Annotated in this window: 20 protein-coding genes; 7 read left to right on the top strand and 13 right to left on the bottom strand. The window is 66.0% G+C overall.

Features of this window, described 5'->3' with window-relative positions; all coding sequences use genetic code 11:
• Nucleotides 1-41: 41 nt before the first annotated feature.
• The 3 genes from NGM29_RS03885 to NGM29_RS03875 all read right to left on the bottom strand — a co-directional run bounded on the left by NGM29_RS03885 (nucleotide 42) and on the right by NGM29_RS03875 (nucleotide 4,096).
• Entirely contained in the window at nucleotides 42-1,595 is a 1,554-nt protein-coding gene (locus NGM29_RS03885) for a carboxypeptidase M32 (RefSeq protein WP_254159088.1), read from the bottom strand.
• A gap of 227 nt (nucleotides 1,596-1,822) precedes the next feature.
• Nucleotides 1,823-2,425: a TIGR00296 family protein gene (locus tag NGM29_RS03880; RefSeq protein WP_254159087.1), complete on the bottom strand. Its 603-nt coding sequence runs from the start codon at nucleotides 2,423-2,425 to the stop codon at nucleotides 1,823-1,825.
• Between the two features lie 150 nt (nucleotides 2,426-2,575).
• Nucleotides 2,576-4,096 carry a carboxypeptidase M32 gene (locus NGM29_RS03875; protein ID WP_254159086.1) on the bottom strand — a complete coding sequence of 507 codons (1,521 nt, stop codon included), beginning with the start codon at nucleotides 4,094-4,096 and terminating at the stop codon, nucleotides 2,576-2,578.
• A gap of 152 nt (nucleotides 4,097-4,248) precedes the next feature.
• On the opposite strand from NGM29_RS03875, the gene NGM29_RS03870 reads away from it, so the two are divergent.
• Nucleotides 4,249-4,794, top strand: coding sequence for a DoxX family protein (locus tag NGM29_RS03870; RefSeq protein ID WP_254159085.1), 546 nt, complete (start codon nucleotides 4,249-4,251; stop codon nucleotides 4,792-4,794).
• A gap of 65 nt (nucleotides 4,795-4,859) precedes the next feature.
• On the opposite strand, the gene NGM29_RS03865 is transcribed toward NGM29_RS03870, so the two are convergent.
• Nucleotides 4,860-5,942 carry a M20 family metallopeptidase gene (locus tag NGM29_RS03865; RefSeq protein WP_254159084.1) on the bottom strand — a complete coding sequence of 361 codons (1,083 nt, stop codon included), beginning with the start codon at nucleotides 5,940-5,942 and terminating at the stop codon, nucleotides 4,860-4,862.
• Nucleotides 5,943-6,024: 82 nt separating this feature from the next.
• Nucleotides 6,025-7,443: an O-antigen ligase family protein gene (locus NGM29_RS03860; protein WP_254159083.1), complete on the bottom strand. Its 1,419-nt coding sequence runs from the start codon at nucleotides 7,441-7,443 to the stop codon at nucleotides 6,025-6,027.
• Nucleotides 7,444-7,663: 220 nt separating this feature from the next.
• On the opposite strand from NGM29_RS03860, the gene NGM29_RS03855 reads away from it, so the two are divergent.
• Nucleotides 7,664-9,553 carry a PINc/VapC family ATPase gene (locus NGM29_RS03855; RefSeq protein ID WP_254159081.1) on the top strand — a complete coding sequence of 630 codons (1,890 nt, stop codon included), beginning with the start codon at nucleotides 7,664-7,666 and terminating at the stop codon, nucleotides 9,551-9,553.
• Nucleotides 9,554-9,674: 121 nt separating this feature from the next.
• A complete protein-coding gene (locus NGM29_RS03850; protein ID WP_254159080.1) occupies nucleotides 9,675-10,418 on the top strand; it encodes a DNA polymerase sliding clamp in 744 nt (247 codons plus the stop codon).
• 19 nt (nucleotides 10,419-10,437) lie between these two features.
• Here NGM29_RS03850 and NGM29_RS03845 read toward each other — a convergent pair whose 3' ends face one another.
• The 4 genes from NGM29_RS03845 to NGM29_RS03830 form a co-directional block, all read right to left on the bottom strand.
• Complete coding sequence (locus NGM29_RS03845) at nucleotides 10,438-11,145, bottom strand: DUF2238 domain-containing protein (protein ID WP_254159079.1); 708 nt, start codon at nucleotides 11,143-11,145, stop codon at nucleotides 10,438-10,440.
• The gene (locus tag NGM29_RS03840; RefSeq protein ID WP_254159078.1) at nucleotides 11,138-11,752 is read right to left on the bottom strand and encodes a hypothetical protein; all 615 of its coding nucleotides are present in this window, start codon (nucleotides 11,750-11,752) and stop codon (nucleotides 11,138-11,140) included. Before NGM29_RS03840 ends, NGM29_RS03845 begins: the two co-directional genes overlap by 8 nt.
• Before the next feature lie 78 nt (nucleotides 11,753-11,830).
• Nucleotides 11,831-12,829 (bottom strand): metal-dependent hydrolase, encoded by a 999-nt coding sequence (locus NGM29_RS03835; protein WP_254159077.1) that lies wholly within the window; start codon nucleotides 12,827-12,829, stop codon nucleotides 11,831-11,833.
• Nucleotides 12,830-12,987: 158 nt separating this feature from the next.
• A complete protein-coding gene (locus tag NGM29_RS03830) occupies nucleotides 12,988-15,153 on the bottom strand; it encodes a S9 family peptidase (RefSeq protein WP_254159076.1) in 2,166 nt (721 codons plus the stop codon).
• A gap of 187 nt (nucleotides 15,154-15,340) precedes the next feature.
• Between NGM29_RS03830 and NGM29_RS03825 the strand changes: the two genes are divergently transcribed.
• The 4 genes from NGM29_RS03825 to NGM29_RS03810 are packed head-to-tail and all read left to right on the top strand — an operon-like array spanning nucleotide 15,341 to nucleotide 20,691.
• Complete coding sequence (locus NGM29_RS03825) at nucleotides 15,341-16,447, top strand: TAXI family TRAP transporter solute-binding subunit (RefSeq protein WP_254159075.1); 1,107 nt, start codon at nucleotides 15,341-15,343, stop codon at nucleotides 16,445-16,447.
• 21 nt (nucleotides 16,448-16,468) lie between these two features.
• On the top strand, nucleotides 16,469-17,074 hold the full coding sequence (locus NGM29_RS03820) for a DUF1850 domain-containing protein (RefSeq protein WP_254159073.1): 606 nt from the start codon (nucleotides 16,469-16,471) through the stop codon (nucleotides 17,072-17,074).
• 10 nt (nucleotides 17,075-17,084) lie between these two features.
• The gene (locus NGM29_RS03815) at nucleotides 17,085-19,784 is read left to right on the top strand and encodes a TRAP transporter permease (RefSeq protein ID WP_254159071.1); all 2,700 of its coding nucleotides are present in this window, start codon (nucleotides 17,085-17,087) and stop codon (nucleotides 19,782-19,784) included.
• Nucleotides 19,785-19,833: 49 nt separating this feature from the next.
• Complete coding sequence (locus tag NGM29_RS03810; protein WP_254159069.1) at nucleotides 19,834-20,691, top strand: PH domain-containing protein; 858 nt, start codon at nucleotides 19,834-19,836, stop codon at nucleotides 20,689-20,691.
• 20 nt (nucleotides 20,692-20,711) lie between these two features.
• On the opposite strand, the gene NGM29_RS03805 is transcribed toward NGM29_RS03810, so the two are convergent.
• The 4 genes from NGM29_RS03805 to NGM29_RS03790 all read right to left on the bottom strand — a co-directional run bounded on the left by NGM29_RS03805 (nucleotide 20,712) and on the right by NGM29_RS03790 (nucleotide 23,486).
• Entirely contained in the window at nucleotides 20,712-21,320 is a 609-nt protein-coding gene (locus NGM29_RS03805) for an IMPACT family protein (RefSeq protein ID WP_254159068.1), read from the bottom strand.
• A gap of 5 nt (nucleotides 21,321-21,325) precedes the next feature.
• Nucleotides 21,326-21,736 carry a hypothetical protein gene (locus NGM29_RS03800; RefSeq protein WP_254159067.1) on the bottom strand — a complete coding sequence of 137 codons (411 nt, stop codon included), beginning with the start codon at nucleotides 21,734-21,736 and terminating at the stop codon, nucleotides 21,326-21,328.
• A gap of 49 nt (nucleotides 21,737-21,785) precedes the next feature.
• A complete protein-coding gene (locus NGM29_RS03795) occupies nucleotides 21,786-22,082 on the bottom strand; it encodes a helix-turn-helix domain-containing protein (RefSeq protein ID WP_254159066.1) in 297 nt (98 codons plus the stop codon).
• Between the two features lie 243 nt (nucleotides 22,083-22,325).
• Nucleotides 22,326-23,486, bottom strand: a complete 1,161-nt coding sequence (locus NGM29_RS03790) for a DUF5305 domain-containing protein (RefSeq protein ID WP_254159065.1) — start codon at nucleotides 23,484-23,486, stop codon at nucleotides 22,326-22,328.
• Between the last annotated feature and the right edge of the window lie 37 nt (nucleotides 23,487-23,523).

Here is a 23,523-nt window from a genome sequence, read left to right as displayed (position 1 = left end):
GGTCGCTCACGGCGCCCGTTCGAAACCGGGCCGATCCAGCGCTAGAGCCCGTACAGCGCCCGGAACTTCTCGTCGACGTACTCGAGGAAGTACTCGGCGGTGAGCGGTTCGCCCGTCGCCACCTCGATCAACTCCTCGGTCGGATACCGCTGGCCGTGGCGGTGGACGTGCTCGGTCATCCACTCGCGCAGCGGGTCGAACTCCCCCTCCCGGACGAGCGCGTCTACCTCGAGGTCCTCGCGCATCGCGGCGTCGAGCTGGGCTGCGAGCACGCTCCCGATGGTGTACCCCTGGAAGCCGGCGAAGCCGTACGACCAGTGGGTGTCCTGGAGACAGCCCTCGGCGTCGGTCTTCGGTCGGACCCCGAGGTAGTCATCCATCTTGTCGTTCCAGACCTCTGGGATGTCGACGATGTCGAGATCTCCCTCGACGAACGCCCGATCGATCTCACACCGGAGGATGACGTGCAGGTGGTAGGTGAGTTCGTCCGCCTCGACCCGGATCAGGTTGTCGGGGTAGATCCGGTTGACCGCCGCGTAGGCCTCGTCGACGGTCACGTCCTCGAGGTGCGGGAAGTGCTCCTTGACGGTGGGGAGAATCAGCTCCCAGAACGCCCTCGTCCGGCCCACGTGGTTCTCCCAGAAGCGAGACTGGGACTCGTGGACGCCCGAGGAGAGCGAGGAGCCGAGCGGAGTTCCGTACTGATCCTTCGGGAGGCCGAGCTGGTACGTCGCGTGGCCGAACTCGTGGATCGTCGCCGTCAGCGCGTCGAGCGGGTCGTCCTCCCGAAAGCGAGTCGTGATCCGAGCGTCGAACTGGTTGCCCGACATGAACGGGTGGGGGGCCGTGTCGAGACGGCCGTGCGTGCGGTCGTAGCCGAGCACGTCCAGGACGGCCTCCGAGAGCGCCATCTGGGTCTCCTCGTCGTAGGTGTGGCCCGCGAACGGCGTCGGCAGCTCGCGGCCCCGGTCCTGGATCTCGTCGATCAGTGGAACGAGATGCTCGCGCAACTCGTCGAAGATGCGCTCGACCGTCTCGAGCGGCAGGTACGGCAAACTATCCTCGTAGAGCACCCGGTAGGGGTTCTCTGCAGGGTCGATCGCCGCCGCGCGCTCGCGATGGAGGGCGATCAGTTCCTCGAGCGCCGGCGCGAATCGCTCGAAGTCGTCGGCCGCCTTCGCCTCCTGCCAGACCTGCTGGGTCTCGGCCTGGTGGGCCGTCAACCGCTCGATCAGGTCGGCTGGGACGTCGACCGCCCGGTCGTGTTCCCGGCGGAGTTCGCGGACGACCGCCGCCTGCTCGTCGGTGAGGCCGTCCGCAGATTCGGCGTTACCCGTATCCCGCGTCACCCCATCGGACTCGAGCGCCTCGAGCCACGTCGCCACCTCGTCGGCGGTCAGGAGTTCGTGTCCGAGCGACGAGAGCGTCGACAGTTGCCCCGCTCGCGCCGGCGTTCCCCCTTCGGGCATCATCACCCGTTGATCCCACCCCAGCGCCATCGACGCCATCCGGAGGTTCGTCAGCTTCTCGGATCGCTCGAGAAGCCGATCGTAGGCATCCGACGGGTCGATGGCAGTCTCGTCAACAGTTGCCATATTTCGTCTCGAAATGTTCGAGTGAGTGATAGTAAATCCTCGGGTCGACTCGACGCGCCAGGCGACGCGTCAGATGCGATTCATCGATGCGCCGCTCGCTATGAAAAGAGTAGTGTCCCCCTCCCCTGGTGGACGCCTCCCGAAGGCGCCACCTCCGACGTGCGTTTGTCCGGCGAGTGGGCACCGAGCGCGGGCCACATCGAACCAGACGGACGCGACGGGAGACGTTACAGTTCTTCGATGCTCCCGTCGCTCGAGCGCTCGCGGAAGACCTGTCCCTCGAAGAGGGTGACGACGACGTCGTCGTCCTGCCAGGCCGTCGGGGGGAGTCCGGCCTTGCGGCACGTTCGGTCGAGGTACTCGCGGGCGCTCCAGCCGTTCTCAACTGGAATCGTCGGGTAGAGCCACCCCGCGTTGCCGCCGCCGTCGATGGCGACGCCGTGGGTTCCGAGTTCGAGGTCCTCGAGCGGGTCGTCGGTGAGCAGGATGTTCCGAACCGTACAGACCGAGACGGTCAGGTTCGAGAGTTCCGAGGGCGTCACCTCCGAGCCACAGGAGTCGTCGCTCGCGGCTTCGATCGCCGCGTCGACGATGACGTGACCGAGCTGTTCACCCGAGCGATAGCCGCCGGCACAGCCCCGGAGGCTGCCCCGACCGCGGGTTGATTCGAGCCGGACGAACGCGCCGGTGCGCTCGTAGAAGGTCTCGCGCATGCTTCCCGGGTGTTCTCGTTGGCCGTGCCGTACGTAGGATTCGACGGATTCGCGTGCGAGTTCGACTGCACGCGCCCCGTCCTCGTAGGAGAGGTCTGCGCCCTGTCGCTGGGACATACAGACGGACAAGGAGTTACGTCCCCTAAAGCGCTTCTATTGGAAAAGGGGTATAGTAGCCCCGGCTTACGAGGACGAAAAATCGCCTTGCGTCGGGCACAATACGGGATTACTGGCGCCCGTTCGGCCGGCCTCGAGGTCGGTTCAGCCTCAGTAGTTCTCGAGATCGTACAGGTCGCCGTACTTGTGCTTCGCGTACTCGAGGAAGTAATCGGCTGTGTAGGCCTCGCCGGTGGCTTCCTCGACCAGGTCGGGCGTGGTGTAGCGCTTTCCGTGGGCGTGAATCTCCTCGCGAAGCCAGCCGTTGAGGTCGGCGAAGTCGCCCTCGCGGACGCGGTCGTCGAGCTCTCTGAGGTCATCCTCGGCGGCGGCGTACAGTTGCGCGGCGAGCACCGACCCCAGCGAGTACGTCGGGAAATACCCGAACGAACCGTGGCTCCAGTGGATGTCCTGCAGACAGCCTTCGGTGTCGGTTTCGGGGCGGACGCCGAGGTACTCCTCGTACTTGTCGTTCCAGGCCTCGGGCACGTCCGACACCTCGAGGTCGCCCGAGATCAGGTCGCGTTCGATCTCGAAGCGGACGACGATGTGGAGGTGATAGGTGAGTTCGTCTGCCTCAACCCGGATTAGGTTGTCGTCGTAGACCTGGTTGGCCGCCTCGTAGGCCGCCTCCGGGGAGACGTCCTCGAGTTCGGGGAAGCGCTCGCGGGCGATCGGCAGGAAGTGCTCCCAGAACGGGCGGGAACGACCGACGTGGTTCTCCCAGAGTCGGGACTGGGACTCGTGGACGGTCAGGTCCCGCGCTTCACCGAGCGGGGTCCCGTACCCCTCGTCGGGAAGCCCGAGGGTGTAATTGGCGTGGCCGAACTCGTGGATGGTCGACGTGATCGAGCCCAGTAGGTCGTTCTCGTCGAAGCGAGTCGTCACGCGCGCGTCGAACTGGGTGCCCGTCGAGAACGGGTGCGGCGCGGTGTCGAGGCGACCGCGGTCCCAGTCGTAGCCCAGCGAGTCCAGGACGTCGCGCGCCAGCGCCTCCTGATCGTCGTCGTCGAACGTCCCCGCGAACGCGTCGGTTTCGACGTCGGCCTCGGAGTCGTCGATGGCCTCGAGCAGAGGCACGAGTTCGTCGCGCAAGCGCTCGAGGACGCGTTCGGCCGTTTCGAGGTCGAGGTAGGGTTCGTAGTCGGCAAAGAGGACCTCGTAGGGATCGGCGTCCGGATCGATGTGGTTCGCGTACTCCTTTTGCAGGTCGACCAGTTTCTCGAGCGTCGGTTCGAAAATCGAGAAGTCGTCTTCTTCTTTGGCCTCGACCCACGTCGGGTGGGCGTTCGCGGTCGTCTCCGAGATCTCTTCGACGAGGTCCTGGGGAACGCTCGTCGCCCGGTCGTACCGCCGTCGGATTTCGCGGACGACGGCTTTTTTTTCCCCGTCGAGTTCGGTATCCTCGAGTGCCTCGAGCAACTCGCCGGTTCGCTCGTCGGTCAGCAGTTCGTGGCCGAGCGCCGAGAGCGTCGAGAGCTGTTTCGCCCGGGCGGGCGTGCCGCCTTCGGGCATCACGACCTCCTGGTCCCACCGGAGGACGCCGGCGGCGTTTCCGACGTTCGTGATGCGCTCGATGCGCGTGAGAAGTTCGTCGTACGCGTCCGTTTCCGTCTCCGAGACTGTCGCCATGTCGCTGCAATACTTGCGGCGGGCTATCAACCTCGTGGTTTCGGTGAACGCTTCGAGATAGTGGCTGTCGATGCCTCGATTGGAGCGAGACGAATACCACATGCTGGGAATTGTTCCCCCTGTTTAATGGTTCAGCAGACGACTGTTCAACTATGGCAACAGAAGAAGTACAACTGCAAAGCACAGTTGCAGGATACACGGCGACTGGAAAGCTTCACACCCTCAGCGTCTGGTTCATCCTCGCGCTGCGACTGATGATGGGACTCGCGTTCCTCCAGAGTGGGGTCGACAAGGTCCTCTCCGGAGAATTTGGCGCGGCGGGCTACCTCGGCAGCCGAGAGGCGGGGCCTGCCGCGGACCTGTTCGTTTCGATGGCCGAAACCGGCTGGTTCGTCGACTTCGTGAACATCGCCGTCCCGTGGGGCGAGGTCCTCATCGGTCTCGGGCTCATCTTCGGCGTCCTGACGCGCCTGGCGGCCTTCTGGGGCGCGTTCATGATGCTCATGTTCTACCTGGGCAACTGGGAGATCTCCCACGGCTACATCAACGGCGACTTCGCGTACATGCTCGTCTTCCTGTCGGTCGCCGCCTTCGGTGCCGGCCGCATCCTCGGGCTCGACGCCTACATCGAGCAGTACGAGATCGCCGGTCAGCCACTCGTCGAGCGCTATCCGTGGACGCGGTACTTCCTCGGATAGGCGGACGACGATTCGAACGGGATCGCTCTCGCGGCATCTGTCGTGACCAACACAGAACCCGGGCGCTAGGTCTCCGCAGACGCGAGTCGCCGGTACGTCTCGAGACAGCGCTCGAGCACCCGAATCGAGACGCTCTCTGTGGCGGTATGGGCCTCGCCGGGTTCGGACGGGCCGTAGACGACGCACTCGGTGCCGGCCTGGGCGAGCCAGCCGGCGTCGGTGGCGTGGGGTTTCGTCACGAGTTCCGGCGGGTTCGACACGTCCGACTGGACTGCTCGAGCCACCTCGAGCACCCGCTCGGCGAATCTGTCGTCCCCACAGCGCATCGGCGGCAGGTCCTGGTCGACCCTCCACTCGACCCCTGGCAGGTCCGCGACGGTCTCGAGGTCGACCCGCTCGCCCGGGACGGTTCGTTCGTCGACCGTCAGCGTACACGACTCGGGAACGACGTTGATCCCCGACCCGCCGTCGATTTCGGTGACGGTGACCTGGCCCTCGAGTGGTTCGCCCGCGACCGTTACTCGGGGCGCCTCGAGGTCGCGAATCGCCTCGACGGCGTCGGTCGCGAGGTAGATGGCGTTCTCGCCCGCGTCGGGTTCGCTGGCGTGAGCCGCCGTCCCGCGGGCGGTGATCGTGCTCCCGCGGCGACCCCGGTGGGCCACGGCGACGTCGGTCACGTCCGGGCCGGAGTAGTTCGTCGACCCCTCCCCGACGACCGCGTAGTCGGGTGCGAAGCCGTGTTCGATAGCGTGGCGGGCGCCGACCCCGCCGACCTCCTCGCCGACGAAACTCGCGAAGACGAGTTCGCCAGCGGGGTCGGCGTCTCGAAACGCGAGCATTGCCGCCGCGACGGCTCCCTTCATGTCGGCCGCGCCGCGACCGTAGAGGCGCCCCTCTCGTTCGTCAACGACGTACCCGCCGCCGGCGTCAAGCTGTGACGCCGCCGGGTCAACGACGTCGTGGTGACCGACGAGTGCCAGTGACTCCCCGCCTGTCCCTCGTCGGGCGATCACGTTCCCCACCTCGTCTCGCGTGACGTCGGCATCGGTTTCGCGTCGCAGCCAGTCCTCGACGTAGTCACCCGCGGCCGTCTCGTCCTGGTGGCTGGGAATCGAGACGAGGTCGCGGGTCAGTTCGCGAACGCTCATGGCGGCGAGTACGACGGCGGAGGTGTTGGGTCCACCGGGTTCGGCTCTCAAGAGCGGACCCGATCACATCCAGCTCGAGCGCTCAATCCCCGAACAGGAGGTACCCAATGACGAGCGACCCGATCACCGCACCGGGCGACCACCAGAACAGAGTGTAGGACTCGAATAGCTGGTGGACGGCCCAGCCGGCGGCGAACGCGAGCATCGCGACGTTGACCTCGCGGTACTCGATTGCCCCGGCGACGACGCTACCGACGACGAGGCCGAGGTACGCGAGGCCGCCGACCAGTCCGAACCGGGCGAACACCGAGAGGTACGAGTTGTGCGGCGACGCGGACAGCCCGCCGTCGAGGTAGGGTTCGATGACGTGTCCCGCCGGAGCGCCGTACCCGAACAGGAGCGGCCCGTCCCGGATCGCCGCCAGGCTCCCGGCCCAGAGGTCGAAGCGGTTCGAGTCGGAGATGTCGATGACGTCGACGTACATTCCGAGGAGAAATCCAGTAATCGTGAGCGCGGTCGCGACGAGTACCGCAGGAACGGCGCGTCGACCGAAGACGACGTACCCGGCGTAGATCACGACGGCGGCCGCCGCGGCGAGCATCGACGCCCGGGCGTTCGACAGGAACAACCCGAGGCCGCAGATTCCGACGAGAGCGGCGGTAATAGTCCCACCGAGGGGACGTCGGGTAGCGACCGCCCGGTGAAATTCCACCGCGGCAGCGACGAACCCGGCGAAGGTGACCACGCCGAGGGAGTTCGGGTTCACAAAGATCGATCGCATGATCGTGACGTCGGTCTCGATTCCCGGGAGCGACGGGGAGCCAGACCACTGGCGAACCTCGAAGATCCACAGCGAGTAGTCGCCGACGAGGTACGTGAACAGGCCCAGCAGGACGACGGCCGCGGCCAGGCGAGCGAGGATCCAGAGGAACACCCGTTCGGGAACGAGGCGCGGAATCACGACGAGGCTGCTCCCCATCACGACCAGAGCCCACACAGGCCAGCGCGACTGCGAACTCGAGGGGACGAACGCCAGCGTGTGTGTGAGTGAGACGGCGGCGAGTGCCGCGAAACAACCCACCGCGACCCACTCGCCGACCGAGTACTGCCTCGCGTCGGTGACGAGGAGGAAGAACGAGACGATGGCGACGAAGACGACGACGACCGAGAGCGGTCGGATCGACCCGAGTCCGAATCCCGGCGATCGGCTGCGGTAGACGACGGCGAGGATGGCGGTGGCCGCGGCGAGAATGATGACGAGACCGAGTCCACGGCGGACGGCCTCTCGAGACGAGGCCACGGTGAGTCGACAGCCGAGGACTGCCCCGGGGACGACCGCGACGGCGGCGAGGTGCCACGCATGTACCGAGTCGGTCGCGTTTGCGACGACGACCAGTCCCAGGTAGCACGCGAACAGGAGGCCGGTCGCGCCAGTCACGAACCAGCCGTCGCTCCGGTCGAAGACGAGCGACGACGCCGGTTGCTGGTCGATCGTAGCCACAGTCGTGGCAATCACAACGAGTGATAAATAGCTGTTCCAATCGACAATCTGCCAGGTACGGATCGAACGACCACCTCATGGCGCGTCCCGTCTCGCCGGCCGTTCGCGACCGGACGGTTTTTGCGTACTCACCCGTCCGGCAACCGGCACGCGTACGGGAGCCGGCACACCTGGTACCGCCGGTGGACACGCTTATACGCCTCCGTCGAGCAATTATCGTATGAACGTCGTGCCGGACACGAGCGTGGTCATCGACGGCCGCGTCTCCGCTGCAATCGAAGACGGGCAGTTCGAGGGAGCGACGGTCTCGGTACCGGAAGCCGTGGTCGCCGAACTCGAGGCGCAGGCCAACGACGGCCTCGACAGCGGCTGGGACGGCCTCGGCGAACTCAAGCGACTGGCCGAGTTCGCCGACGAGGGCCGCATCGACCTCGAGTACGTCGGCGAACGTCCCTCCGCCATCGAGCGCGGCCACGCTGCCGAGGGCGAGATCGACGCCGTCATCCGCGACCTGGCCGAGGACCTCGAGGCCACCTTCGTCACGAGCGACATCGTCCAGGCCGAGGTAGCCCAGGCGAAGGGCCTCGAGGTGGATTATCTCTCCCCCGAAGTGCGTCGAGTCGGGACCCTGGCCATCGAGGAGTACTTCGACGACCAGACGATGAGCGTCCACCTCAAGACGGACGTAGTGCCGATGGCCAAACGCGGGGAGATCGGCGACATGCACTACCAGGAGATCGCCGACGAACCCCTCGACGAAGACACGATGGACGAGTACGCCCGCGAGGTCGTCGACGGCGCCCGTGAGGCTACCGGTGGCTTCATCGAGCTCTCGGAACCGGGAATGAAGATCGTCCAGTTCCGGGACTACCGAATCGCCATCGCCCGACCCCCCTTTGCCGACGGCATCGAGATCACCGCCGTCAGGCCGATCGTCCAGACCGACATCGAGGACTACGAACACGCCGACGAACTGAAGGAGCGTCTGCTCGAGCACCAGCGCGGCGTCCTCATCTCCGGATCGCCCGGAGCCGGGAAGTCGACGTTCGCCCAGTCGGTTGCCCGCTACCTGAACGACCACGACTACGCGGTCAAGACGATGGAGAAGCCACGGGACCTCCAGGTCGGCCCCGAAATCACCCAGTACACCGAACTCGGCGGGCGGATGGACAAGACCGCGGACGCCCTGTTGATGGTCCGGCCCGACTACACCATCTACGACGAGGTCCGAAAGACCGACGACTTCGAGGTCTTTGCGGACATGCGCCTGGCCGGTGTCGGCATGATCGGCGTCGTTCACGCCACTCGCCCGATCGACGCCCTCCAGCGGCTGGTCGGCCGGGTCGAACTCGGCATGATCCCGCAAGTCGTCGACACCGTCGTCTACATCGACGCCGGCGAGGTCTCGACCGTCTACGACGTCAAGACGGAGGTGAAGGTCCCCGCGGGGCTCACCGAGGAGGACCTCGCTCGCCCCGTGATCCAGGTGACGGACTTCCAGACGGGCAAACCCGCCTACGAGATTTATACGTTCAATCGTCAGGTCGTCACGGTCCCACTCGAGGACGGCGGCGAAACTACGGAGAGCGGCGTCGATCGGATCGCCAAGTCCGAGATCGAACGCGAGATTCGCTCGATCGCCCGCGGCTACGTCGACGTCCAGTTGAAGAGCCAGAACCGCGCCGTCGTCTACGTCGAGGAGGACGATATCTCGACGGTGATCGGCAAGGGCGGCGGGCGGATAACCGACGTCGAGAACCGGCTTGGGATCGACATCGACGTCAGGACCCACGATGAAAATCCCCACAAGTCGGGCTCGAACGGCGGTGGCGGTGGTGGCCGCAGCGGCCACGGCAATGCGGGCGGAAGCGCCAGCAACGCACAGCCAGCCGGCCAGATCGTCACCCCCGAGATCACCTCGAGACACGTCATCATCCCCGTCGACAGCAACCACGGCGAAACGGTCGAGGTGCAAGCCGGCGGCGAGTACCTCTTCACGGCGACGGTGAGCCGCGGGGGCGAAATCCAGGTCTCGAGAGGAAGCGCGATTGCCGACGATCTCGAGGACGCGATCGATCGAAAGCGGCCGATTACGGTCGTCCCCTCGTAGTCGCCGTCCCTATTGCACCGCGACGAACACAGTGAGGAACGGAATGGAGGATCGGACACGGTAGCGACCGTCCGTCCCCAAAGGGTGCCTTTTTGTACCGACCGTCCGTAGCCCGATCCATATGTTCAAGGCCATCGTGAGCGCGGAAACGCTCACCAGCGCGCTCGATTCCGTGAGCGTGCTGGTCGACGAGTGCAAGATCCACCTCGAGGAGGAGGGGCTCTCAATCCGGGCCGTCGATCCCGCCAACGTCGGCATGGTCGACCTCTCGCTCGAGGCGGCCGCGTTCGAATCCTACGAGGCCGACGGCGGCCTGATCGGCGTCGACCTCTCCCGACTCGAGGACATCGCCGGCATGGCTGAATCCGGCCAGCTGATCCAGCTCGAACTCGACGAAGAGACCCGCAAACTCCACATCCAGATCGACGGCCTGGAGTACACCCTCGCGCTGATCGACCCAGACTCGATCCGCCAGGAGCCGGACATTCCGGATCTGGACCTGCCCGCCCGCGTCGTCCTCGAGGGCAAGGACGTCAACCGATCGGTCAAGGCGGCGGACATGGTCTCCGATCACATTGCGCTGGGCGTCGACGACGCCGAGGAGTTCTTCTACGTCAACGCGGAGGGCGACACCGACGACGTCCACCTCGAGTTGACCCAGGACGACCTCATCGACCTCCAGGTCGGGCCGGCGCACTCGCTGTTCTCGCTGGATTACCTCAAAGACATGAACAAGGCGATCCCGAGAGACACCGAGGTCACGCTGGACCTGGGCGAAGAGTTCCCCATCAAGTGTTACTTCGGCTTTGCGGAGGGGCAGGGCCAGGTCACGTACATGCTGGCGCCGCGCATCCAGAGCGACTGATCGACTCGAACCCACCTGCTCACTTTTCTCGCTCGTTCGCTTCCTGTCGCTCGAGGTGCTCCAGTCCCCCGGCGTTCCGGGCCTCGAGGCGCTCGCGAATCGCCCCGCTCACGTCCCCGAGGTAGGCCCCACCCCAGATGGCGACGATCAACGCGCCGATCGAGTTGAAGACGATGTCGAGCATCGTGTCCTCGAGACCGTACTGGGTGAGCACGCGGGGCATGCCCAGGCGTTCGGCCGCGAGGGCGATAACGAACTCGAGGATCTCCCAGAGGACGCCGAACGCGAGGACGAACAGCAGGATGAACAGCGCGATGAACCGGCCGGGGAAGCGGATCCCCTCGGCGTGCTCGTCCAGGGCGCGAACGGTGGCGTAGCCCGCCGCGGCGACGACCGACGCCGAGAGCGCGTGGGTCATGTGGTCCCACCACCAGACCTGGCTATAGAGCGTGCTCGTGGCACCAGGCAGCCCGACGGTGCCGAAGGCATGGAGGAAGACGGCGGTCGTGATCCACAGCGTGAGCCGCGGGTCCATCGGGATTCCGTAGTCGCGCTCGAGGATCGGCGGCAACTGGGTCACGGCGAGGGCTACTGCGGTGTTGATGACGATGCCGCCGTTGCCACGGTCGACGCCCACGAAGAGCATGCCGACGAGCGACAGTTCCATCAGGTACGAGAGCTGTCGCTGGCGTTTGGTCGAGAGTTTGAACGCAGCGAGGTCAATCATCGTCCACCCCCGGCAGGAGGTCCTCGAGGTCGGGAAGCGGGTCGATGCGGCCAAGGCGCCTGAAGTACAGTTCGAAGACGACCCCCGCGCCAAGTCCGGCGAGCGCGGAGAAGACGAACTCCCACATGACGGCGTCGTGGCCGGCCTCGAACGGGACGCCGAAGACGGTGGCGACGCCCCAGCGGAACACTGCCCAGAGGGCGGCAGCGGCCATCGTCGTGACGACGACGAAGACGACGGCGAAGGAGGCGGTCATACGGACGGCCGTGAACGTCTGGAGTTCGACCGCGAGCACGAGCGCGACCGCGGCTACCGAGAGGTAGGAGGCGACGTGACCCGTCAGGAGGTCGGCCCCAAGGACGATGCCGAGTGCCGGGGCCGCGGCGAGCAACAGCACCTCCCAGGGGAGCATGACCAGCGGTGAGCGAAAGGCGATCGGCGGGAGGACGGCCAGCCCGACCAGGACCAGCGCGAACGTCGCCCACAGGATCTCGCGGGTCGCCAGCCCGCCGACCCCGATTCCCACGAGGGTGACCACGATCGCCCAGCCGGCGACGGCGTTCGTTCGGTCGTCGCCGATCAGTTGCTCAAGTCGCGTTTGAGACACGGTCATTGATACCGATGGAATCGTTAAAAAGGGGAGGGCTCTCCGGAGGGAGTTCGATTCGATTTCGTCGCGATAGATCTACAGCGGGCCCACGAGCGCGTACACTGCCACGTAGGCCAAGAGCGCGATGGTCACGCCGGTCAGCGCCGTCACCGCGATATCGAACACGCCGCTCGAGGTGCGCCAGCGCCGCGGAATCAGGCCGTGAATCCCCGGCACGGTCCCCTCCCGGACGACGCCACAGAGGAACCCGGCGCCCAGGATCGAGAAGACGAAGTGGTAGGACATGTCGAGCGTTGGTGGCGTACTAACCAAGGCGACGACACCGTAGGCGGCCCCGGCGGCGGCGCGACGGTCCAGCGCCGCGAGGGGGTCTCGATCAGCCAGGCGCGCGTAGGTGAGCAGGGCGAGCCAGATGACGCCGAGTTCGATCGCGAACGCGCCGAGCAGATTCAGGGTCGGATCCGGGTGAAGCAGGACGCGAGACTCGAGGGCGGGTGTGGCGAACGGGAACAGCCACGCCGGCGGTTCGCCGGTGAACAGGTCGCCCCACGGATGCGAGAGCAGGCCCCAGAGCGCTGCGAGAGCGACCGTCGCCGGCGAGAATGTGGTCGTCCGGGCAGTTCCGAGCGCGACGACGGCGCCGGCAATCGCGAAGAGGGCCATCACGAACGCCGCGACCGGACCGGATGCGGCGAATGCGACGACCATGAGCGCGGCGAGCAACCCGGCGCCGGCGGTGTGTGCGAGGTGGGCGCGAACGGAGCCAGGTCTCGAGCGACGAATCGCGAGCAGGCCGAACGCGGACGCGGCGACGATGCCGACGATCAGCGAGTGGGTGGCCGTGCGGTGGACGGTTCGGCTGGCGTCCCAGAACGCAGTCGAGGCGCCGAGGGCACCGTCGCCGAGATTCCACTTGGCGAGGCCGACGAGCGCGTAGGCAACGTCGACGTCGGGGATCGCGGCGAAGAGGCCGGCGACGACCCCGATCGCCAGCGCGCGGCGTGACTCCCAGCCTCGCCACTCGGCGACGAGCGCCGCGACGGCGAATGCGAAGAGCGCGTGACCGACGAACACGATACATCGGGTAGGGAACGCGTCGGCTTAAGCGACTCGCGTAATCTCGGTGGTCGAAAGTGCTCGAGGGAAGGGTGACGGCGGTGGCAGGCAGCTCGAGGGTAGCGCGACGGCGGTGGCAAGCGACTCGAGGGCGAGAAATCCGGGCCGACGCGGTATCAGGCCCTCGTGTCCTCGTTGTTCTCGACTGGTGCGTCGTCGTCCCCGTTCTCGTCCCCTCCCTCGTTCGAATCGCCACCACTCTCGTTCGTGTCGCTTCCACCCTCGCTCGCATCGCCCTCCTGGCCCGCCGTGAGCCCCTCGTTCGGGCCGCGCTCAAGCGCCGGCGACGCGTCGGTGAAGTCGCTGTAGCCGTCGAACCAGCGGACGATCCGCTCGAGGCGGTCGACGACGTGGGCCGGTTCGCCCGAGCGGGAGAGTTCGTGGCCCTCCCGCGGGTAGCGAACCATCCGGGTGTCGACGCCGTGTTTCTTCAGGCCGAGGTAGAACAGTTCGGCCGTGTTCGCTGGCGTGCGGTAGTCCTGATCGGCGTGGATCAGGAGCGTCGGCGTGGTCACGTCCGGGACGTGAGCGACCGGGGAGTGCTCCCAGAGGTGCTCGGGGTCCTCCCAGGGCGTGACGCCGTAGTCGCCCTCAACGAGTTTGAACGCGTCCGTCGAACCGTAGAAGCTCGTGAAGTCGTAGACACCGCGCTGGCTGACGGCGGCCCGGAAGCGGTCGGTATGTCCGACCGTCCAGGCGGTCATGAACCCGCCGAAGCTGCCGCCGGTGACGTACTGCTCGTCGGCGTCGACGTACGCGCGCTCGCAGGCGAGATCGACCCCGGCCAGCACATCGGTGAGCGTCACGTCGCCCCAGTCGCGCTCGATGGCGGCCGCGTGGGCCTCGCCGTAGCCGGTCGAGCCGCGCGGATTTGACCAGAAGACGACGTACCCGGCGGCGGCGAGGCTCTGGAACTCGTGCCACATCGTCCCGCTGGTAGTCCACCGGGCGTGGGGGCCGCCGTGGATTTCGACGACGAGCGGATAGGTCTCCTCGGGGTCGAAGTCAGGCGGCGTCAGGAGCCAGCCCTGCACTGGCCCCTGGTCGCTCTCGTAGCGCAATTCTTCGGGCTGAGCGACGGCCCGGTCCTCGAGGTAGTCGGCGTTGACACGGGTCAGCCGGGTGACCTCGTTGCCCCCGCGCGTGGACGCGAAGACGTCCCCCGGGTGGTCCCACTCGCTCTGGGCGTAGGCGATGGCGTCGTCGCCGACGGAAAAGCCCTCGAGAGTGACGCCCTCGCCGTAGACGGTGGTTGGCGCCTCGCTCCCGTCGCCGGGGGCCGACCAGAGCGCGCTCGCCCCCTCGTCCGGCGTGGAGAAGTAGAGAGTCTCCTCGTCGGGTCCCCACTCGACCCCGCCCTCGTGGCCGAGGGTGCGATCGATCGATTCGGTGACGGTCGTCTCCGTTTCGGCCGTCCGGTCGTACACCTTCAGTTCGGTCTGGCGAAGGGTAAACCCGTCTTTCGGAATCCACGGGTAGGCGACCCGGCCGTCGGTCGTCGCCGCGAGCATCGTCGCCCAGCCGATCGTTTCGGTTACCTGCTCGACCTCGCCCGTCTCGAGATCGTGTGCGAGAATCTCGGACTCGATGGAGTCGTCGGGCTCCTCGCCGAGCTTTCGAGCGTAGTAGACCGTTTCGTCGTCGCCCCAGGTCGCCCCCGTGTGGTCGGCGTCGCCGTCGGTGAGTCGCTCGAGGGCGTCGTTGTCGCCCTCGGTAACGGTCCCTTGCTCGAGGGCCGACTCGACCTCGAGCGTGTAGACGTGGTTCCGCCGCCCGTCCGCGTAGCGCTGGTGGGCCCGGTAGACGAGTCGGTCGATCACCCGCGGGTCGGGCGTCTCCGGTTCGTAGTCGGATTCAACGGCGAAGTCGCGTCCCTCCTCGCGGTCGTCGGCTGTCGAGGCCTGCGTGAAGAGAACGCGAGAGCCGTCGGGACTCCACGCGAGGCCGGAGACGCCACCGACGACGCTCGTGATCTGGCGGGCCTCGCCGCCGTCGGTCGGGAGGAGCCAGAGCTGTGGCCGGTCGTCGTCGGCGCCGCGGGTGCTGACGAACGCGAGGTGCGATCCGTCGGGGCTCCAGCGCGGCTGGCTGTCGACGCCCTCGCTGACGGTGAACTGGGTCGGCTCGTCGCCGCCGAGCGGAACGACGTAGATGGTCGCCTCGTAGGATTCATCGTCTTTCGGTCCCTTCCGGACGAACGCGACGCGCTCGCCATCGGGCGAGAGTTGGGGATCGGCTACCTGGACGATGTCGTGATAGTCGGCGGGGTCGACCGTGTGCATAGTTCTCACTCCGGGCGGTCGGGAGTATACGTTTCGATTCGTAGGAACCGCGGGCGTCAACGACGTGTGTCACAGGCTCATTACTGGACGTTCAGCGTGTCGTGAGTGAACGGAAATCAGTATTTTCAGTGAATGCAATCAGTTATGCTCGGCATAGTAATCAGCCGAAAACGCATAGACTGCCATCATGGCGCGAAAGTTCAATCGACGCGACTTCATCGCAGTAACTGGTGCAACGGGAATTGCAGGCATTGCAGGGTGCATCGGCGAGGACGCCGAAGATCCCGGAAACGGCAATGGGAACGGCAATGGCAACGAAACTGGGAACGGTAACGGGAACGAAACTGGCAACGGCGACGACAACGAAACCGAAGACGGGAACGAAACCGGCAACGGCGACGGCGAAGAGGAAATCGGCGAGGCCGAACCGGACGAGGGCGGAGAAGTCCTCTCCTGGCACGCCGGCGGCACTGGCGGCACGTACTACCCGCTCTCTGGCGAGGTCAAGTCCATCGTCGAGGAGAACACGCCCCACGGCCTCCAGGTCCAGTCGACCGGCGCCAGCGTCGAGAACGTCGGCAGCCTCGCCCGAGAGGAAGCCGAGTTCGCGCTGATCCAGAACGACGTCGCCTACTTCGCGTTCAACGGGACTGGCATCGAGGACTTCGAAGGCTCTCCCGTCGAGACCATTCGCGGGGTCGCAACGCTCTACCCCGAAACGATCCACATCATCACCCAGGCCGACTCCGGCATCGAGTCCGTCGAGGACCTCGAAGGTGCGACGATCAACACCGGCGACGCCGGCAGCGGGACGCAGGTTAACGCGAACCAGATCCTCGAGTCGGCGGGCATCTCGGACTTCGAGGAACAGAACACCGACTTCGCGACGGCGACCGACCAGATCCGAGACGGCGACGTCGATGCGGCGTTCATCGTCGGCGGGTGGCCCGTCGGCTCGGTCGAGGAACTCGCCTCCTCGAGCGACGTCTCGTTCGTGGCCGTCGACGGCGACGTGCGCGAACAGGTCAAAAGCGACGCCGAGTGGATGGCCGACGACACCATCCCCGGGGGCACCTACGACGGCGTCGATGAAGACACCGAGACTGTCTCCGTCCAGGCGATGATCGCGACCCATGAAGGAGTCGACGAGGGAATCGTCGAAGAGGTAACAACCGCTATCTTCGACAATACGGACTCCTTTACGATCAAGGCCGACTTCATCAGCGCCGACAGCGCCCAGGACGGGATGCCGATCGACCTCCATCCCGGCGCGTCCGCGTACTTCGGCGAGTAACCTTCCACGACGCCCCTCACCGTGTTTACCGGTCATCGTCGCCGAACGCTCGTCGTTACCGCCGTCGTCGTCGCCCTCGTCGTCGGGAGCGTCGCGGCCGCCTCGAGTCTCGATCCGGATCCCGAACGAACCCTCGTCGTCCAGAACGCCGACTCGGGTGAGACGCTCCTCGAGCGGCCGGTCGAAAACGACGAGCAGGTTACGCTGGCGTACACCCACAGCGTCGAGAAGACGCCGGTCGAGGACGTCTACGTCGTCGACGGCGATCAGTTGCGGATGACGGAGATGCGGTTCCAGTCTCACGGCGCCGGACTCCCCGCCGACGAGTCGATGGAGCGAACGGGCGACTGGTTCGTCGTCGAGCGAAACTCGACGTACAGCCAGCTGCGAGTCGCACCCGGTTCCATCGCCGGTCACGAACTGGTCGTCGGTGAGGATCGGTACGACCTCGTAGCGATGTCGGACGGGCCGGTCGTCATCGTCGTCGACGAGGACGAGCCGGGAGCGCTTGAGGAACTGCTGGCGCTGTCGGCACCGGTAGAAGTGACACAGGACAGACTATTGGGCGACGAGGACCGTTCGAGCGGTTCTGTCGCGACCCACACACATATGGAACTCACCCACTGATACCGTACCAATGAGCGTCGACACCGGCGGGTCGGATGAATTGTCCGAAGCCGAACAGGAACAGATCCTCCAGGAGGTCGAGCGACGCCGGACGCTCCAGGGCGGGGCCGCCGTTCTCGTCTCACTGATCGGGATCACCTTCTCGGCCTTCCAGATGTGGATCGCCGCGAGATCCTACATCTTCGAGATTACCCTGCCGCTCTACGGCACGATCGATATCGGGTCCCTGCAACTCCTGCAGGTCGGTGCAATCCACGTCACGTTCGCGCTGGTACTCGCGTTCCTGCTCTTTCCGGCCAGTCGAGGTGACGGCTTCGTCGCCCGACAACTCGGTCGTCTCGAGCCGGCCGCGAGAGGACAACTCGGCGACGAGCACCCGGTCACTCGAGGGGTCTCCCGGGCGGGTGGATTCGTCCGCTGGGCCGCTCTCGACCGGCAGATGAACCGCGTGACGCCACTCGACGTCCTCATGATCGTCCTCTCGGTGCTCCCCGCACACTACATCGTCACTAACTACGACGAGATCCGGTCGATCGCCGTCAGGCGGTTCGAGGGCACCCAGGGCGTCGGGGACGTGCTCTGGTTCCTCGAGCCAGTCGTCACCGGGATGGCGGCGCTCGGCATCCCCATCGACGAGGCCTCCTACGCGTTCTGGATGGGCGTCCTCGGACTCTTGCTCGTGCTGGAGGCGACCCGGCGCACGCTCGGATTCATCCTGATGAGCCTCGTCGGATCGTTCATCGTCTACGCACGCTGGGGCTATCTCGTCCCCCGAGATTCCGTAATCGGGCCCCTCGCGATCCAGCCCGAGAATTGGGCGAACATCGTCTACAACCTGTGGTACACCGTCCAGGCGGGCGTCTTCAGCACGCCCGTCATCGTGAGCGTCCGGTACATCTACATCTTCATCCTCTTCGGCGCCTTCCTCGAGATGAGCGGTGCCGGCAAGTGGTTCATCGACCTCGCCTACGCATTGACCGGGACCCGCCGAGGCGGTCCCGCGAAGGCGAGCGTCGTCTCGAGTGGGTTCATGGGGATGCTCTCGGGATCGTCCATCGCGAACACGGTCACCACGGGCGCATTCACGATTCCGCTGATGAAACGGTCGGGCTACTCCCCCGAGTTCGCCGGCGCCGTCGAGTCCTCCTCGTCCTCGGGTGGCCAGATTCTCCCGCCCGTCATGGGCGCCGCGGCGTTCCTCATCGTCGAGTACACCGGCATCCCCTACGCGACCGTGATCATCGCCGCGACCCTACCCGCCATCGCCTTCTTCTTTGGGATGTGGGTCATGGTCCACTTCGAGGCCGTCCAGCACAACATCGGCGGGCTGCCTCGAGACGAGTTGCCGGAGATCCGCTCGCGCTTTCGTTCCGGCTGGTTCTACCTGGTCCCCATCGTCCTCCTGCTGTACTTCCTCATCATCGCCCGCTTCTCGATCCCCCGTGCGGGCTGGTTCACCATCGTCTCGGTGATCGCCCTCATCGCGTTCGTCGCGGCCTACGACGAGCGCTCGCGCATTCCCCTGGTCGGCACCATCGCCGCCCTCTTCGTCCTGCAACTGCTCAGTTACGCCACCGTCGGCGGGAGCTTCGTCGACGCCGTATTGGTGCTGGCGGGACTCGAGGCCGCCGGGACGGGACTGGGACTCGAGGCGGCCGCGTACGCCGCGGTGAGTGGACTGGGAACCATAGTAATCCTGGTGAGTGTCGCCGTCATGCTCGCCAGGCCGGGAACGGTCCCGACGCTGCTCGAACTCGACGACGCCGTCGACGAGTCGGCGGAGCGGGCGGCCTCGAAGGTCGGTCGACCGCAACTCGCCCGGAGCCGGGCCTACCGATTCGGTGCGTTCGTCCTCAAGTCGATGGACTCTGGGGCACGAACGGCGACGACGGTCGTGATCGCGGTCGCGGCCGCGGGCGTCATCCCGGGGGTCATCAGCGTCTCCGGCCTCGGCCCGAACCTGGCCGCGTTGATCGACGCCGTCAGCGGCGGATCGTTATTAATCTTGCTCGTCCTGACGGGCGTCGCCTCGATCATCTTCGGGATGGGGATGCCGACGACGGCGATGTACATCATCCTGATCGCGATGCTCGGCGGGCCGATGGAACAGGCGGGTACCGCCCTGCTGGCCGCCCACCTGTTCGTACTCTACTTCGGCCTGATGGCAGACGTCACGCCCCCGGTTGCCGTCGCCGCTTTCGCCGGGGCCGGCGTCGCGAAAGCCGACGAACTCGGGACGGCGTTGATCGCCTTCCTGCTCTCGCTCAACAAGATCCTGGTGCCCTTCGCGTTCGTCTTCTCGCCGGGCATCCTCCTCCTGCGAGAACGCGGGAACGAGTGGACGATCCTCACCGCCGCCGACGTCGCCGATCTCGGCTTCTTCGTCCCCGACGTCGTCATCCCCATCCTCGGCATGTTCCTCGGTGTCTACGCCCTCGGGGTCACCATCATCGGCTACCAGTACACCAGCGTCGGCCAGCTTTTACGCGGGGCCTACGCCATCGCCTCCATCTTCCTGATGGTACCCGAGATTCCGCTCCTCATCCTCGAGGGCACCCTCGAAGCGTTCGGCATCCCGGCGTACCTGGCCATCTTCGAGTTGACCGCCTCCCTGCGACTCATCGGCCTCGTTACGCTGGTGGCGCTATCGACTCGAAACCGAACCCGCGGACGAACGACGGAGGCAGCGGAGACAGCGGAGACGGCCTGATCGCCGGACCGTCGTTACATTCATATCTCCCTGTGGAGAATCGAGCGACGTGTTATCGAATCAACACCAGTGTGCGCCCCGCCTCGAGCCCGCCGGCCTCGAGGTCCCCGATATCGGCTTCCGGTTCGGTTTCGGCGCGTACGTCGCCGCGGTACTCACCGCTACGGTGACGACGGCCGCCGTCCTCGCCGGCGTTACCGGCACGACCGTCCTCGCGCTCGCGCCCGCGACGCTTACCGTCGGCGTGATCGGCGGTGGCATTCTCGCCAGCCGATACCGGGGGTTAGCCGAACGACTCGGTCGCCGCCGCTGGCTCGGCGTGCAGTGTTCGCTTCCCGCCCTCCCGTTCGTCGGACTGGCGCTCGCCCCGTTCGTGACCGACTTCGGGACGAGCGTCGCCGCCGTCGCCATCCTGGGCGTGATCGGGATCGGCCTGGCGGGCCTTCTCGTCGCCGCGATGGCTACCAATCGCTACGTCGACGCGGTCACGAGCGACGAACCCGTCGTCACCTGGGCGTGGGTCAAGACTCGCCTCATTCGCCGTGAGCTGTTCATCGGCGTCGGATTCTTGCTCGTCGGCCTCGGGTCGTTCTACAGCGGGGACTTTACATTCGCCGTCCTCTGGGGCGGCTACGGCCTGTTCCGGCTCGTCGCCGGTTACTCGAGTTCGTTCTTCGACGTCGAGACGGCGTCGACGCCCACCCTCGCGGCCCATGAGGCCGGCCTCGTCGTCGACCGCGGCCTCACGAAACAGCTGCTCCCCTGGGAGCCGGTGTCTGAAATCGAACTCACCGACGACGAACTAGTGGTCGAACGCGACTGGCGCTCGCTCCGGTGTCGCCGGAGCGCGATCGACGATTCCGAATCGGTCGCCGCGACGCTCGAGGAGCTACGGACGGAACGATAACCGCGCGACCACCGGACGTCTCACTCGAGCCGGGCTCGCCCGCTCGTCGCACTGCGAATTCGATCACGGAGGGCGTCGGCGTCGGCGATCGGGACCCGAACCTCGAACTGCACGTCCGCTTCGTACTCGGCCTCGAACTCGAGCGCCTTGCTCTCCAGAATGCCGCGAACGGTGCCCGAATCGTCGTACTCGAGGGTGATCGAGACCGTTTCGTGGGGCCGTTCCTCGATCACGCCCGCGGCGTCAACCGCCTCCTTGACCGCTCGGGAGTACGCTCGAACGAGGCCGCCGACACCGAGGTTCGTCCCGCCGTAGTAGCGCGTGACGACGACCGCGACGTTCTCGAGGTCGCGCTGGGTGAGCACGTTCAGCGCGGGTTTTCCCGCCGAGCCGCTCGGCTCGCCGTCGTCGCTCGAGTACTCTCGGAGCCGGCCATCGGCGTCGACTCTGACCCGGTAGGCCGGGACGTTGTGGGTCGCGTCGGCGTACTCCTCGCGTACGTTCTCAATGAACGCCTCGGCCGACTCGAGGTCGACGACGGGGCGAGCGTGCCCGAGAAACTCCGAGCCCTGGACGACGAAGCTCGCGGTCGCGGCCTCGGCGACGGTTCGGTAGGCCTCGGTGTCCATGATCGTTACCTCGGGCTGGCGTCGTCGTCGGGACGGTAGAGGGTCGGGTTACGCCACCAGAAGAGGGCCCAGCCGGTGAGAAAGCCCACGAGCATGGAGACCAGGTCCCGCAGGAACTGCGAGCCGATCAGGTCGATCGTGAGGGCGATGGCGATGCCGGCACCCACGGCCGTTCCCACGACCAGGAAGCCGACGTCGCCGAAAATCTTCGCCCGCGACTGCTCCCAGTAGTACTGCCTGTCCGGGTCGTACCAGACGCCGACGTAGACCAGGACCGGCGCCATCGCGGTGACGATGATGGCCATCCGCCAGTCGGTCGAGATCTGCAACACTACGCTGGCCAGGTTGGCGACGACCGCGGCAACCATCAACCCCAGAAACAGCCACGCCCACTCCGGCAGCGTCTCCTTGTCCATGTCTCGATTCGGTCACTCGAGGACGAATATTCTATCGACTCGCGACAGGTCACTCCGCACAGCAGGCGTCCTTGCTCGCCGGCTCGCCACTGCCGCCGTCGGCCGCGACCGGTTCGGCCTCCGTGATCCGGTAGAGGCTCTGGCGCGCGTCCGCGAAGTAGATGTTCTCGTCGACGGTGCCGATGTCGCTGAGGCGCTCGAGGGCGTACCTGACCGTCCGCGCAGACAGCATCGACTCCTCGACGATCTGTTTCTGGGTCAACGGGCCGTCGTACTCGAGAACTTTGTAGACCAGCTTCGCACTCGGTGGCAAATCCGTGATGTCCTCCCCGTCAGTCTCACTCATGTTACGAATCGAAATGCTCCAGGAGTATAAAAGTTGAGCCTTTCTGGATGACAGAATGGGTTATTCGTTCACGCGTATATCGGTGAAATCTGTCTCCAGAAACTCGAGAAACGGGACATTCGCGACAATTTGACCGGTCAGTCAGTCGGCGTGACAGACTCGGGTGGGGACATAAACGATCACACATGAGAGTACGCGACAGATTACAGGTATACGCGACCGATCACCGGTGTACGTGACAGATCACAGGTTGTTCCAGGCGTCGTCGTCCTCGGGGTCCGGCAAGTTCTCGAACGGCGGCTCCGTATCGCTTTCGGTCGGTCCGGCCGTTGATCCGTCGCCGTCACCGGGTGGGACCAGGTCTGCAGGGGCCGCCCGCTCCTCGAGGTCTAAGTCCGGCCACGCCGTCTCCTCCCAGAGCCCGCGGTCGCTGTAGTAGTAGACGACGCCGTCACTGACGACCGCGAACAGGCCGCGGCTCCGGTCGTGGATCACGCGCTCGTTTGTGTCGATGGCGACGTCGACGACGTCCTCGAGCGTGTCGAGCGAGACGTGTTCGTCGCCGATCCACATCGGGAGCGAGCCCCGCGAGATCCACTCCGCGTAGCGGTTCTCGTGAATCGCCTGCCGTGCTCGGTCGATATCGACGTCGGACCGGGAGTTAACGAACGCGGCCCCGCCGAACGACCCCACCGTGAGGATCAGGAGGGCGCCGATCAGCGCGGAACTGGGTGGATCCGTCGTCTCGACGGTCTGGGTGACCGGGTTCGGATCCGATTCTTCGGGGTGGTCCTCGAGGTAGTAGCTCCGCTCGGTGACGACGAACGGGGTGGACGGGGCGTGCTCGCCGACGTGCGTCCCCGTATCGTAGCTCGTGCGAACGATCAACGAGAGGTCGACCGTGCCGACCCCGTCGAGGCGGGTCCTGAGTTCCTCACGTCTGTCCTGGACCTCCCGGACGTCGACCGACGCTCTGGTGACGCCCTGTCCGTCCGTGATCGTCGGTTCCTCGGCCGCCAGCACCCGTTCTGACTCCCAGAACACCTCGTCGTTGCGCGAAGCCGCGTACCTGAGGACGATCTCGTGCTCGAGGCTCGTCTCGTCGCTCGGGACCGCCGTCTCGGCGACGACCTCGAGTTCCGGTGAGGCGTTGATCACGTACGCGGGGTTGTCCTCGAGCACCGTGCCCGCTTCCCAGAGACCGTCTTGGACGACCACGGCTTCCGTGTCGACCTGCGTCGAGACCGTCTGGCGATCGACTTCCTGGGTGGTCGTGGTCGTCGACGGATTCGCGACGACCCAGCCGGTCGCGAGCAGGGCGATCGTGCCGATCACGAGCAGGGCGATCAGGATCGGCCGGCCGGATCTGGCGATCAGCAGGTCGAGTCGTGGCGTGTTCGTCACGGCGTCTCCTCCCTCCCATCGATCCCGTCGGTCCCCG

This window comes from Natronosalvus rutilus, assembly GCF_024204665.1.
Taxonomy (GTDB): Archaea; Halobacteriota; Halobacteria; order Halobacteriales; family Natrialbaceae; genus Natronosalvus; species Natronosalvus rutilus.
Note: the sequence above shows the minus strand (reverse complement) of the source record. Positions and strands in the feature narration are given on the sequence as shown.

Coding starts and splice junctions, on each gene's coding strand:
- NGM29_RS03885 (WP_254159088.1), bottom strand. CDS start 1,595: ATGGCAACTGTTGACGAGACTGCCATCGACCCGTCGGATGCCTACGAT.
- NGM29_RS03880 (WP_254159087.1), bottom strand. CDS start 2,425: ATGTCCCAGCGACAGGGCGCAGACCTCTCCTACGAGGACGGGGCGCGT.
- NGM29_RS03875 (WP_254159086.1), bottom strand. CDS start 4,096: ATGGCGACAGTCTCGGAGACGGAAACGGACGCGTACGACGAACTTCTC.
- NGM29_RS03870 (WP_254159085.1), top strand. CDS start 4,249: ATGGCAACAGAAGAAGTACAACTGCAAAGCACAGTTGCAGGATACACG.
- NGM29_RS03865 (WP_254159084.1), bottom strand. CDS start 5,942: ATGAGCGTTCGCGAACTGACCCGCGACCTCGTCTCGATTCCCAGCCAC.
- NGM29_RS03855 (WP_254159081.1), top strand. CDS start 7,664: ATGAACGTCGTGCCGGACACGAGCGTGGTCATCGACGGCCGCGTCTCC.
- NGM29_RS03850 (WP_254159080.1), top strand. CDS start 9,675: ATGTTCAAGGCCATCGTGAGCGCGGAAACGCTCACCAGCGCGCTCGAT.
- NGM29_RS03845 (WP_254159079.1), bottom strand. CDS start 11,145: ATGATTGACCTCGCTGCGTTCAAACTCTCGACCAAACGCCAGCGACAG.
- NGM29_RS03830 (WP_254159076.1), bottom strand. CDS start 15,153: ATGCACACGGTCGACCCCGCCGACTATCACGACATCGTCCAGGTAGCC.
- NGM29_RS03825 (WP_254159075.1), top strand. CDS start 15,341: ATGGCGCGAAAGTTCAATCGACGCGACTTCATCGCAGTAACTGGTGCA.
- NGM29_RS03815 (WP_254159071.1), top strand. CDS start 17,085: ATGAGCGTCGACACCGGCGGGTCGGATGAATTGTCCGAAGCCGAACAG.
- NGM29_RS03805 (WP_254159068.1), bottom strand. CDS start 21,320: ATGGACACCGAGGCCTACCGAACCGTCGCCGAGGCCGCGACCGCGAGC.
- NGM29_RS03800 (WP_254159067.1), bottom strand. CDS start 21,736: ATGGACAAGGAGACGCTGCCGGAGTGGGCGTGGCTGTTTCTGGGGTTG.
- NGM29_RS03795 (WP_254159066.1), bottom strand. CDS start 22,082: ATGAGTGAGACTGACGGGGAGGACATCACGGATTTGCCACCGAGTGCG.